The sequence below is a fragment of the Streptomyces sp. AHA2 genome (genome assembly GCF_036857595.1).
In the GTDB taxonomy this organism is placed as follows: Bacteria; Actinomycetota; Actinomycetes; order Streptomycetales; family Streptomycetaceae; genus Streptomyces.
The window spans coordinates 182,616-194,917 of the sequence record NZ_JAUQWJ010000005.1 but is presented as its reverse complement, the minus strand read 5'-3'; the positions used below and the strand labels follow the sequence as shown (position 1 = coordinate 194,917).

General features: G+C 73.4%; 10 protein-coding genes. 5 read left to right on the top strand and 5 right to left on the bottom strand.

What is annotated here, in order from left to right; genetic code table 11:
• Window positions 1–253: 253 nt before the first annotated feature.
• Together Q5694_RS13450 and Q5694_RS13445 are read left to right on the top strand one after the other, a co-directional pair.
• Window positions 254–1,738, top strand: coding sequence for a tannase/feruloyl esterase family alpha/beta hydrolase (locus Q5694_RS13450; protein ID WP_443040869.1), 1,485 nt, complete (start codon window positions 254–256; stop codon window positions 1,736–1,738).
• A 75-nt stretch (window positions 1,739–1,813) separates the two neighbouring features.
• Entirely contained in the window at window positions 1,814–2,191 is a 378-nt protein-coding gene (locus tag Q5694_RS13445) for a VOC family protein (RefSeq protein WP_333933084.1), read from the top strand.
• A gap of 103 nt (window positions 2,192–2,294) precedes the next feature.
• Here the strand turns inward: Q5694_RS13445 and Q5694_RS13440 are convergent, their stop codons facing one another.
• On the bottom strand, window positions 2,295–3,404 hold the full coding sequence (locus Q5694_RS13440; protein ID WP_333933083.1) for a hypothetical protein: 1,110 nt from the start codon (window positions 3,402–3,404) through the stop codon (window positions 2,295–2,297).
• A gap of 2 nt (window positions 3,405–3,406) precedes the next feature.
• Entirely contained in the window at window positions 3,407–4,483 is a 1,077-nt protein-coding gene (locus Q5694_RS13435) for a hypothetical protein (protein WP_333933082.1), read from the bottom strand.
• A 222-nt stretch (window positions 4,484–4,705) separates the two neighbouring features.
• Between Q5694_RS13435 and Q5694_RS13430 the strand changes: the two genes are divergently transcribed.
• Window positions 4,706–4,876, top strand: coding sequence for a hypothetical protein (locus Q5694_RS13430; protein WP_333933081.1), 171 nt, complete (start codon window positions 4,706–4,708; stop codon window positions 4,874–4,876).
• A 138-nt stretch (window positions 4,877–5,014) separates the two neighbouring features.
• Here the strand turns inward: Q5694_RS13430 and Q5694_RS13425 are convergent, their stop codons facing one another.
• Both Q5694_RS13425 and Q5694_RS13420 read right to left on the bottom strand, forming a co-directional pair.
• Entirely contained in the window at window positions 5,015–6,169 is a 1,155-nt protein-coding gene (locus Q5694_RS13425; protein WP_333933080.1) for a serine hydrolase domain-containing protein, read from the bottom strand.
• 141 nt (window positions 6,170–6,310) lie between these two features.
• On the bottom strand, window positions 6,311–6,883 hold the full coding sequence (locus Q5694_RS13420) for a DUF6328 family protein (RefSeq protein WP_333933079.1): 573 nt from the start codon (window positions 6,881–6,883) through the stop codon (window positions 6,311–6,313).
• 241 nt (window positions 6,884–7,124) lie between these two features.
• On the opposite strand from Q5694_RS13420, the gene Q5694_RS13415 reads away from it, so the two are divergent.
• Window positions 7,125–8,441: a phytase gene (locus tag Q5694_RS13415; protein WP_333933078.1), complete on the top strand. Its 1,317-nt coding sequence runs from the start codon at window positions 7,125–7,127 to the stop codon at window positions 8,439–8,441.
• A gap of 213 nt (window positions 8,442–8,654) precedes the next feature.
• The gene (locus tag Q5694_RS13410; RefSeq protein WP_333933077.1) at window positions 8,655–10,835 is read left to right on the top strand and encodes an ATP-binding SpoIIE family protein phosphatase; all 2,181 of its coding nucleotides are present in this window, start codon (window positions 8,655–8,657) and stop codon (window positions 10,833–10,835) included.
• A gap of 133 nt (window positions 10,836–10,968) precedes the next feature.
• Here the strand turns inward: Q5694_RS13410 and Q5694_RS13405 are convergent, their stop codons facing one another.
• Window positions 10,969–12,156: a type III polyketide synthase gene (locus Q5694_RS13405; protein WP_333933076.1), complete on the bottom strand. Its 1,188-nt coding sequence runs from the start codon at window positions 12,154–12,156 to the stop codon at window positions 10,969–10,971.
• Between the last annotated feature and the right edge of the window lie 146 nt (window positions 12,157–12,302).

Sequence of the window (12,302 nt, the reverse complement as noted above, 5' to 3'; positions counted from 1 at the left end):
GACCATGGTCGGCACGAACCTGTGTGACGGCGCTCCATGGCTGTGGAGCGACGGGCGGTGTAAGGGGGACGATGCGAACAGGGCTGCGTCGCCCCCCGGAGGTGGAGGGATAGGGCTGGAAACCATGGCCAGGCTTCCGAAGGTGGTCTGCCACCCCATATGTGGCGGGCACACAGACGGCATAGCCTCCCGCGGGTCCTGGTAAGCGAGGCACGCGCCGCAGGCGCTGCTCGTCATCGTGGAGGCGTCACCCATGCATCTCTCCGTCCGCCCTCGTCCCCACCCCCGGCCCCGTCCACCTGTCCGCCCCCGTTCGGGCACCTGGCGGCGAGACGTTCCGGCGGTTCTCGCCGCGGCGGCCCTGATCCTGTCCGCCGGGCCTGCGACGGCCGGCCCCGCGAGTGCCGTGACCCCTGCCCCGGACGACCGCCACTGCGCGCAGTCGCACAAGGCGCGCGTGCCCGGCGCGGAGCGGCAACGCGTCGCCTGCCTCGACGAGTTGACGACCGCCGGCACGGTCGCCTCGGGACACACCGACCCGGCCGACTGGGCGGGGCTGACGCCCAAGGACCTGGCCGTACCGGAGGGTGTACCCGGGGTACAGATCGACGGCTACTTCCCCGACACCTCCACCACCAACACCAACCACGGCTGGAACCACGACGCCCAGTTCGTCGTGCGCCTGCCCGACCGCTGGAACGGCGGTCTCGTGGTCGCGGGAACTCCCGGGAACCGCGAACAGTACGCCAACGACCGCGCCATCGCCGACCACGTCCTCTCCCGCGGCTACGCCTACGCGGCCACGGACAAGGGCAACACCGGCCTGGCCTTCCACCGGGACGGCAGGAAGCCGGGGGACGCCATCGTCGAGTGGAACCGCCGGCTGACCCAGCTCACCCGGGCCGCCAAGGTGACCGTCGCCCGCAGCTACGGCCGGCCGCCGTCACAGACGCTGGTCACCGGCATCTCCAACGGCGGATACCTCGTGCGCTGGCAGCTGGAGAACCACCCCGAGCTCTACGACGGCGGAGTGGACTGGGAGGGCACCCTGTGGCGCCCCGACGGCCCCACGCTGCTCGACTTCCTGCCCGCGGCGCTGCGCAACCACCCGGTGTACGCGGCCGGCGGCGCAGGAGCCGACGAGGCACGCGCAGCCCTGCACACCGCCGGGTTCCCGGCCGGGTCGGAGTTCCTCTGGCAGTACCACCACAGCGTCTACTGGGACCTGACGCAGCGCCTCTACCGCGAGGAACTGGACCCCGGCTACAACGGGCCGGCCGAGGCGGGCACGCCCTTCTGCACGTCCGGGACGCCGGCCTGTGACGCCGACTACGACTACGCGGCCCGGCCCGCCGAGGTGAGAAAGGCCGTGCAGAGGATCGGGCTGACCGGACGCATCGGCAGGCCGCTCATCACCCTCCACGGCACGCTGGACGTCCTGCTGCCGATCAGCCGGGACTCCGACGTCTACGCCCGCATGGTGCGCGAGTCCGGCCGGGGCCACCTCCACCGCTACTACCGCATCGAGGGCGGCACCCACACCGACGCCCTGGCCGACACCCACCCGGGCCGCCTCCGCCCGCTCACCCCGTGCCACCACACGGCCATGGCGACACTGGACGCCTGGCTCACCGCAGCGAAGCAACCCCCCGCGTCCCACACGGTCCCCCTCCCGGCCGACCGCACCGCGGCGAACCTCGCGCACACCTGCCCGCTGGGAGGTGCGTCTGCCGGTTGACGGTACGCAGAAACCGCCGCGCCGGCCACGGCAGACCGACGCCGCGTCCAACTCCGGCCCGCATACGCTCCCTTCATGATCGCGGAACTGCAGTGCGTGGTGCTGGACTGTCCCGAGCCGTCAAAGCTCGCCCGGTTCTACCGGTCGCTCCTCGGCGGCGCCCTGAACCGGCAGGACAGGCGGTGGTCGCTCGGCGACGACTGGGCGACACTGCACACGCCGTCCGGTCTCGTCCTCGCCTTCCAGCGTGTCGCCGACCACCGGGCCCCCAAGTGGCCCGACCCGTCCGGCCCCCAGCAGTTCCACCTCGACCTCGGTGTCGACGACCTGCACCGTGCCGAGGAGCAGGTGCTGGCGCTCGGCGCGGTGCTGCTGGACGGCGGCTCCGGGGAGCGGAGCCGGCGCGTCTACGCCGACCCGGCAGGGCACCCGTTCTGCCTGGTGCGGCACTGAGCACGGGGGTACCGCGCGGAACAGCAGGACGCGGCCGACGCCCTCCCAGCGACGTGCCGAGGACTTGCGTTTCCAGCCGTCACCGGGCGGGGACGCGCGCCGCTCACCCGAAGCGCAGGATGCGTGGTGCGAAGGTGTTCTCGGGGCCGTCCGCGCGGCCGACCGACCACACCGTGTCCGTGCCCGGTACCCGCGCCGGCCGGAGAACCCGGGACTCGCCCTCTCCCGCCACCGTCGGTTCGTCGTACTCCGTGAAGGACCGTCCGTTCCAGGCGAGGAAGTCCGGTCCGGGGACGAGCGGGGGGTTGCTGCCGGGTGGGCCCCACTTCTGGGAACGGGTGACCGCGACCCAGCCCAGTGCGCCCGTCGCGGCGGGTGTCAGGGAGCTGATCGCGCCGAAGTCGGTCGGCACGCTCACCCGGCTCCACGCCTGCCCGTCGAAACGCACCAGCAGGGGAGGGATCGGCCGGCCCACCGGGCCGCCGACGAACCCGGCCGTGCCGCCCGCCCACACCTCGGTCGGCGAGACCGCCAGCACACTGCCCACGGCCGAGCGGGGGAAGCCGTCCACGACCGTCTGCCGCCAGGTGCGGCCGTCGAAGTGCGCCACGGCCGCACCGGCCTCCGTGGCGCCCGCGGCCCACACGTCGTCGGCCGCCACGATGTGCAGGCCGTGAACGGAGCCCGGTGGCACCGGCATGTCCCGCCACACGCGTCCGTCCCTGCGCAGCAACACCTGCGTGCCGTCCCGGGAGCCGATCAGCCAGGTCTCGCCCGGTCCCGCCACGACCCCGGTGAGCGACACGCCGCCGGGCGGCCGGCTCTCGGACCATGCGGTGCCGTCGTAGTGGAGCAGCCGGGACTCGCCGGCCGAGTCGCGGCCCACCACCCACACGGCGCCGGCTGAGGCCGCGGCGACGGACAGCAGCTCACCCTGCCAGCCCGCCCGGGGCAGCCCCTGGCGCTGCCACCCGCGTCCGTCCCAGCGCAGCAGCAGAGGGAAGCCCGGTGCCTGGCGCCCCACGGCGTCCGCGCCCACCGCCCAGGCCCGGTCCGGACCCAGGGCCACGGCCTCGTTCAGTGCGGCCTGGGGGCGCACCCCTGCGGGAACCGGAACGTGTTGCCACGTCGGCGTGCCGGTTGCGGCCGAAGCCATGACGGTCGCGAACGCCAGCGTCAGGGACAGGACGGCGACGAACAGTCGGCGTGCCACGGTCAGCCTCCCAGCCGCTCGCTCATCAGGTTCGGTTTCGAGCCGTAGATCTCGACGGTGCCGAAGGACAGCAGCGAGGAACCGGCGGCCGTCAGCGCCCGGGGTTCCACCTCGATGGCGTCGGTGCGCGCAGGACCGTAGGAGAAGGTGGTGCGTGCGCCGTGCAAGCGCGCGTACTTCGAGCGGAACGCGCGGTCGCTGCGCACCGGCAGCCACAGCGCGCCGTCGGGGCCGCGCACCACGGCCTGTGCGGAGGTGTCGCCCAGCGGCGGGTAAGTGGTGCGCCAGATCGCCCCGTCGCGGGTCGTCAGGTAGGTGCGGGGCCGGCCGTCGACGTACCGGCTGCCGCCCACCGTGATATGGCCGGGCCCGTCGACCACGATCGTGTGCACGTTGCTGTCGGGCGGCAGAGGCACCCTCGCGTCCCGCCACGCCGTTCCGTCCCAGTGCAGGACGGTGGCCCCGTCGATGGTGTCCGCCCACGCCCAGGCGTCGGTGGCGGTGCGTGCGGTGATCCCCATGACGTACAGCACGTCCTCCGGGGTGTCCTGCGCGGTCCACGAGGTGCCGTCGTGGTGCAGGACCTTCAGCCCGCCGTCGTCCTCGCCGACCACCCAGGCCGCGCCGTCGGGGGTGGCGTCGAAGTCCTGGTACGTCCACAGGGATTGCGGCAGTCGCAGGGTGCTCCAGTCCCCCGCGGAACCGCGGCGCAGGATGTCCCCCGTCCCCTCGCGGCCGCGGAAGATCCACGTCTCGTCGCCGGCGAAGTGCACCCTGCCGAGCCGGCCCGGCTCGCCCGCCCCTGGAAACGTCGTGTCGCGGCTCCACGCCGTTCCGTCCCAGCGGTACAGCATGGGCCGTGTCCCGCCGCCGGTGTGCTGCTCGAAGCCGCTCGCCCACGCCTCGCGCGGCCCGCGGGCGGCCAGGCCGGACACGGAAACGGGCGGGGCCGCCGCCGGCACGGGCAGCGCCGACCAGCCCGGCGGGACGGCCGCCGCCGGCGGAACCGCCACAGCCGGCGGCACCACCGCGGCACACAGCGCCACGAAACGGACGACGAACGCTCGGAGACCGGTCACGAGACCTCCACGACGCGAAGGCGGCACAGGCTACTGGCGTTCGACCGGCCGTGCACAGGCGACAACCGGCCGATGCGCCCACCGGGCGAGGCCGACGCGAACCGGTCGCCGGTCCGGCCGGCCCCGGCCGAGCGGCGTGCACGACACCGCGGCGAACGACCCGGGTATGCCTGGACGTTGGCCGGGCATACGGGCTTCACCCCTTCGAGAGGAGCTCGTTCCATGCTTGGCATAGTCGCGGCGGTGCTGTTCTTCATCTCGTTCCTGATCAACGCGGCGGAGATCGGCACCAATGACGTGTTCTCTTCGACGAACGTGATGCTGCTCGGTCTGATGTGTCTGGCTCTGCACGTGGCCGGCGTGGGCGGCGGCTGGACGGCCCGCAGACGCTGATCCCGTCGACGGCAGGACCCAGGACGCCTGCCGGTCCGCCCGGCCCGTTCCACGGCGCGTGGAACGGGCCGGCACGGCGACCGGCAGGCGTCCGTCCTGCCTCTTCCCCCGGCACCGGTGACGGCGCCGGGCGACCGGTCACGTGCAGAACGCCGTGTCCACGGACTTCATGACGGCCCGGGCCCCCTGCTCGGCGTCACCGAACGTCCCCGGCAGTGCGGTCACCGCCAGCCCGACGGAACGGCCGTCGTCCGTGGCGCCGCCGCGGGTCTCGTACCCGTCGATGTCACCGCCGTGCCCCCAGTACACGCCCCCACAGCTCAGCGGAACGCTGAACAGGCCCAGCCCGTAACGCCAGCCCGGCATCAGCGGGGCGGCGACCGTCTTGCGCATCTCGGCCAGTTGCGCGGCCCCGAGGAGCCTGCCGTCGATCAGGACGCGGGCGAACCTCGCGAGATCGCTGGGGGTGGAGATGAGCTGGCCGGCGGCTCCGCCCCATGACGGGTCCATCTCGGTCACGTCGATCACCTCGCGCGATCGCGGGTTGTCCAGGGCGTACCCGTGGGCGTGGGGTTCGCGCAGGGTCTGGTCGCCCGGCTGCGGCCAGTAGGTGTGGCGCAGACCGGCCTTCTCGATCACGCGCTCGGTTATCTGCTCCTGCACGGGGCGTTCGGTGACCCGCTCGATCAGCAGACCCGCCAGCAGGTAGTTGGTGTTGCTGTACTTCCACTCGGTCCCGGGAGCGAACTCCGCCGGATGGGCCAGCGCCGTCGCGAGCAGGTCGTGCGGCTGGAAGAACGTGTGCCGGACCTCGTCGAAGTTCTCCAGGCCCAGGTGGTCGGTGTAGCTGGGCAGGCCGCTGGTGTGCTGCAGGAGCTGGCGGACGGTGATGTCCCTGCCGTCGATGCCCTCACCGCGCACCAGCCCGGGCAGGTACGTCTCGACGGGCTCGTCCAGGCGGACCTTGCCCTCGGCGACCAGCTGGAGGACCACGACGGCGGTGAACGTCTTCGTGTTGCTGCCCGCCCGGACGTAGCCGTCGCGGGGAACCGGCACCCGTTCGCCGAGCCGGGCGGATCCGGCGACCAGGGACCTGGTGCGGCCGTCCTTGTGCACCCACGCCGTCACGGCCGGGTACTTCTCCTCGCTCACCAGTGAGTCGATGCTCCTCTGCAGCGGCGAGGCGGACGGCGGGCCCGCCACCGCCGCGCTGGTCACGGCGGTGCCCGCAAGGCCGGCCGCCGCCGCAACCAGCAGTCCCCTGCGCAGCCTTGACGCGATCTTCCTGTGCATCTGCGATCCTCCTCGTCCGGTCCGTCCACCACGACGGTTCCAGGACCGGGCGAGAAGATCAGTGGGGCTGAACGCCGAAAGAGGGGTGTACTTGTCACCACCGGGCCGCCACCCGGGCCGCCACCCGGGCCGTCACGCTCCTCAGGAGCCGTCGGCGTCGCGGGCGCGCCGGTCGGCACGGCGCCGCAGGTGCAACGGCAGCGCGTACCAGCAGAAGCCGAACCACAACATGACGCCCACGACCAGTATCTCGGCCAGCACGCCGGGCACCACGAACCGGAGGATCAGCAGCAGCGTGCAGCCGATGGTCAGCGCGAGAAGGACCATGCCGCACATCATCAGACGGCCGGCGGTCTCCACCAGCTCGTCCTTCATGCGCTGCCCGGACAGGAAGCGGTGGATGGAGACGGGGGCGATGAGCGTGCCCGTGGCCGCCGCGCCGAGCACCACGGTCGTGACGTAGATGGCCCGGTCCAGCGTCTCCAACTCCCTGAACAGAGGGGTGAAGGCCACGCTGAGCAGGAAGCCGAAGAGGATCTGCACGCCCGTCTGGGACACGCGCGTCTCCTGCAGGATCTCGTTCCACCGCCGGTTGACCCGCTCGTGCGGTGACTCGGGTCCCTCGCCGTCCGGTCTCCTCTCCGGCTCGTCGTTGCGCGCACCGTCGGCCTCGTTCCTGCCTTCCGGTTCCACCTGCTGCTCCGCCATGGTCACGGCATCCTCCCCTGTCAGAGGGACCGTCTGCCCTGCGGCGGCGCGATCCATGCCCGGGCAGGCGCGGCCCACCCCAGGCGGCCGTCCCCACCCCTCACCCGGTGTCCCGGTTGTCCCACGTTCAACGGCAGTTGGCCGGCCGGCGTCTTCTCCGTGCCCGCGCGTACAGGTCACAGTCTCCTGCGCGCAAGGTTCCACCAGCACCATCGGCAGGTCCTCGACACCGACCAAGGAAGTGCCAGTGGCGACGTATCGCACTCCGTTCACCACCGCCGCCCTCGTGCTGGGCAGCACCGTGCTGGCCCTGCTCAGCCCCGCCCCCGCCGGAGCGCTCGACCAGGCCCTGCCCACCGTCACCCCGGTCAGCGAGACCCCCGCCCTCTACGACGACGAGGCCGGCGGCAACTCCGACGCGGACGACCCGGCGATCTGGCGCAACGCCGCCCACCCGGGCCGCAGCCTCGTCATCGCGACCGCCAAGGAGGGCGGCCTGCGCGTGTACGACCTCGGCGCCCGCCCGGTGCAGTCACTGCCCGCTCCCCGCCCGCCCGCCGCGGACGACGCGCCGGGCCGGTTCAACAACGTCGACCTCGTCACCGGTCTGCGCACCGCCGGCGGCCCGGCCGACGTCGCCGTGGTCAGCGACCGCGGCACCGACCGGCTGCGGATCTACCGTATCGACCCGGCGGCCCCCGGCGGCCCGCTGACCGACATCACCGACCCGGCAGCCGCCCCGGTGTTCTCCGCGGACCAGGCCGAGGTCAACGAACAGCGCACCGCCTACGGCCTCGCCACCTGGCGGGACAGGTCCACCGGCCGCGGCTACGCCTTGGTCAGTCAGCGGGAGCGCACCCGCCTGGCACTGGTCGAGCTGCAGCCGACCGCGAGCGGCACCGTGACCTACCGGAAGGTCCGCACCCTCGACCTGCCCGCGTCCTTCCGCCTCCCGAACGGCGCGACCTGGTCGCCGTGCGCGGAGCCCGGCGAGCTGCCGCAGGTCGAGGGCATGGTGGTGGACCCCGCGAACGGCACGCTGTACGCCGGACAGGAGGACGTCGGCATCTGGCGGCTGCGCGCCGACCTGACGGGCAAGCCGGCCCTCGTGGACAAGGTCCGCGAATACGGGGTCCCCGGCGTGTACGACGAGGAGACCGAGGAGTGCACGGCGGGCACCGACCCCGGCTACGGCGGTGAACGGCTGTCGGCGGACGTGGAGGGACTGACCCTGCTGCAGGAGTCCGACGGCGACGGCCACCTGCTCGCCTCCAGCCAGGGCGACGACACCTTCGCGCTGTACGACCGCGAGGTGAGCGAGGACAACGAGTACGAGGGCGGCTTCCGCGTCACCGCGGCCTCGGCGACGCTCGACGGGGCGCAGGAGTGCGACGGCGCCGCCGTCCTCGACGCACCGCTCGGCAGCCGCTACCCGAACGGCCTCCTGGTCGTCCAGGACGGCCACGAGACCCCGGGGACGGCCGACGGCGAGGGCGGTACCCGGACCGCGACCGGCTTCAAGTTCGTCGATCTGGGCGAGGTGAAGGAGGCCGCCGACCTGTGAGCCCGGGTGCGTGGCGCCCCGGCACACGGGCGTGACGCGGCCCCGCCCGCCGGAAGCCGTCTCCCGTCCGGCGGGCGGACCTCACCCTCACTGTCCGTGTTCGTCGGGTGCTGCGCTGGTGTGGGCGCAGCGGCCCTTGGTGTTATTGAATGAGGTGTGCGACCAGGGGGCTCGGGGCCCCGATCGCACGGGTCCGCATACGGAAAGAGCCGCATGGACTCCACACCCTCGTCCTCGTCCCCGTCCTCCTCGGCGTTCGACCTGGTCAGCCGCGCCCTGGGGCGTTACATCCCGCACGGCGAAGAGGAAGCGGCCACCGGTTCGGCCGAGGCGCGGGACGACCGTGCCGCCAGGGGGCAGGGGACGGCCGACACCGCGGGGAGCAGCCGTCAGGAGCAGATCCTCGGCGCGCTGAATCTGGACACCGACCTGGTCATCACCCGCTGCAAGCTGGACGCCCCGGTGTTCGCGGGCCTGGACGCCGCATCGGGCAAGCCGTTCGTCGACCTCCTGCCTCCCGGTGACGTACCGACGGTCACCCGACGGCTGCGGCAGGTGGTGGAGACCGGTGAGGCACACGTGGCACGGATCCAGCGCCTGCGCCGCGCCGACGGGTCGGAGCTGGTGGTCTCCATGAGCATCCTGCCCGCCGCCCCGCCCGAGGAGGGACTGACGGTCTCGGTGATCGCCATGGCCAGGCGGCTGCACCTCTACGCGGCCGAGACCGCCATCGGCACCTCGCTGGACATCGGCGAGACCGCGCAGTCACTGGCACAGTCCCTGCTGGCCTGGGGGGACGTGGCGGCCGTCGACCTCGACTTCGCCGTGTGGACGGGCGAGGGGGTCACCGGCAAGGCGCGGGGACGCATCCGGCTGCGGCGCGCGGCCCTCGTCCCGGACCGGGCCTGGCCCGCCGGCTACGTCACCCCCGGCAACGACCTGCCCGGCGACGCGGGACGCCTGCTGGTGCAGGCGGTGATGCGCGACGACGACCCGCAGACCGTCGTGATACCCGACCGGGAGGCCGTCGAGCGGGTCTTCGGCAGCCCGCGCGTCATCCGCGCCCTGGTGCCCAGTGACCGTTCGGCGGGTGTGGCGTGCATCCCGCTGGTCCTGGACGGCACGCCGCCCGTCGTCCTGGGCGTGGCGGAGGTCTGGCGGCGGGCCGACCACCCCTTCCGCGACGGCGAGCTGTTCGACCTGCAGGAACTGGTGGCGCGGACGGCCCACCACGTCGACCTGGCCCGTCAGCACCAGCGCGAGCACACACAGGTCCTGGCGCTGCAGCGCCGGCTGCTGCCCCGGACCGGCGGCGACACCGTCGAGATCGCCAGCGTCTACCAGCCCGCCACTCCCGACAGCGCGGGCGTCGGCGGCGACTGGGTGAACAGCTTCCCGCTGCCGGACGGCCGTACCGCGCTGGTGGTGGGGGACGTCGTCGGGCACGGCCTGGGGGCCGCCGCGACCATGGGCCAGCTGAGCATGGAGGCCCGGGCGCTGCTGTCCGCCGGCCTCGCGCCCGACCAGGTGCTGGAGCACCTGGACGAGACCGTGTCACTGCTGGACGACGCGGAGTCCGGGCTGACGGCCGGCTACAGCGCCCTGGGGTCGACCTGCTGCATCGCCCTCTACGACCCGGTCAGCCACCAGGTCACCATGTCCAGCGCGGGCCACCTGCCGCCGATCCTGGTCTCCCCGGGCGGGAGGGCGGAGCCGCTGGCGATCCGGCCCCACCCGGGCCTCGGCGCCGAGTTCGCGCTGCGCGAGCCGTTCGACGTCCACACCTTCCACGCGCCCCCCGGATCGCTGCTCGCCCTCTACACCGACGGCTTGGTGGAGGACCCCGCCCTGTCGATCGACGACGGCATCGGCAGGCTCGCGGAGGCCGTGGCGGCGGTGCACCCCTGGGACACCCTGGAGCAGGCCGCACGGCACGTCGCAGCCACGCTCGCGCCCGCCCGCCAGCGCGACGACGTGACCCTGCTGCTCGCGCGCATGCTCGGCTACCGCAAGGGCGACACGGCGACCTGGCGGCTGCCCGCCCGCGACGACGCCCCGGCCCGTGCCCGGGCGCACGTCGACGCGCTGCTGAGGCGCTGGCGCACCAGGGACCACACCCGCTGGGCCGTGCTGTTGCTGATCAGCGAGCTGGTCACGAACGCGGTGCGCTTCGCGACGGGTCCCGTCACCGTACGGCTGATCAGGACGGGGCACGGCCTGTTGTGCGAGGTGGGCGACACCGGGAACGGCCGGCCGCGTCTGCGGCGCAGCGACGTGCTCGACGACGGCGGACGCGGTCTGGGCATCGTGCACCGGCTCACCACCCGGTGGGGAGTGCGGTGGACCGACGACGGCAAGGTGGTGTGGGCGGAGGTCGCGAGGCCACGAGGCTGAGCCTCACCGCCGTGCGGTACGGCCCGCGGGGCGACGGAGGCCGGTAGGGGAGCGACCGGCACGGGGGGCCGGCGAGGGCTCGGACGCGCCTGCGGGGACCACTGCCGGCCGGCAGTGGCGGTGGGACGGCGCCCTACAGCCACTCGCCCTCCAGGGCGGTGGCCGTCAGGCCCGGTGCCGCCGCGTAGAGGACGGCGCGGTCGCCGGGCTTGCGCCGCCCGCAGTCGTGCGCCCGCCGCAGGATGTCGAACACGGCGGCGCCGCCGCGATTGCCGGTGGTGTAGCTCTCCCTGCTGTGGTCGAGCAGCCCGGACGGCCACGAGTCGGGCATCGTCTGCTCCATGTACTCCAGCACGCGCGTCCCGCCGGGGTGCGCGAGCAGCACGTCGGGGTGCCAGGCCTCGGGGTGGTCCTGGTAGCGGGTGCGCAGCCAGTCCCACATGGCGGTGACGGTCTCCTGCACGGCGCGCGGCCCGCGCCGGTCCATCACGAAGTGGGTGCCGTCCGCCCGCGTCCGGAGCCGGTGCAGGTCCTGGGTGCCGGGCAGGGTGTGGTGCCAGGAGGCGTCCAGGCGCAGCACCGACTGGCGCCGCTGCCGCCCCGTGACCACCGCGGCGACCGCGGTGTCGGCGAACAGCAGCCGGACGATCAGGGACTCCAGGGTGTCGTCCGCGGGCTGGTAGGTCGTGCTCAGCGCCTCGGCGATGACGACCAGGACGACCCGGTCGGGATCCGCGGCCACGAGGTCCGCCGCCAGTGCCAGGGAGCGGGTGCCGGCGATGCAGGCCCACTGAGTGGCGGGCAGCAGCATCGCGTCCGGGCGCAGCGGCAGCCTGTTGGCCAGGGACATGTCCAGGCCGGGCAGCGCCGGGGTGGTGGAGTGGCTGGTGATCAGGCAGTCGACGTCGGACACGTCCAGTCCGGCCGACTGAAGGGCCCCGCGAGCCGCGCGCTCGCCGTAGGACTGCACGGCTTCCCACGCCGGTGCGGTGCGCTCCTCGATCGTCTGGGAGACGGGCAGGGCCTCCAGGGCGGCGATGGCGCGGTCCACGTCCTGCTGTGCGAACCCCTCGGCGGCGAGGGCCCCTTGGGCCGTCTCGACGCCGACGGCGTCCAGTGCGCCGCCCCTGCCGGGTGCGACGGCGGTCTCCAGCGGCAGCATCCAGCCGCGGGACTCGATGCCCGTACCGGCCGCGATGGCGTCGATCCGGGGCGCCCAGGCGGCGTCGGGATGCCTGCCCCGCACCTCCGCCACGATCTCGCTGGTCTTCACGGTGTGTTCGCCGTGTATGACGGTCGGGGGGCAGAGGTATGCGGCCATGTCGGGAGCCTTCCGGGGAGCGGGTTGTGGGGTGGTCGGGCGCTGACCGGGGGCGATCGCCACGAGGGGTGTGTCAGGAGTCACTTCCGCGACCCAGCGCCCAAAGGGGTGCCGAGGGGCTCCACTTCGGGAGGTCCGGTACCTGT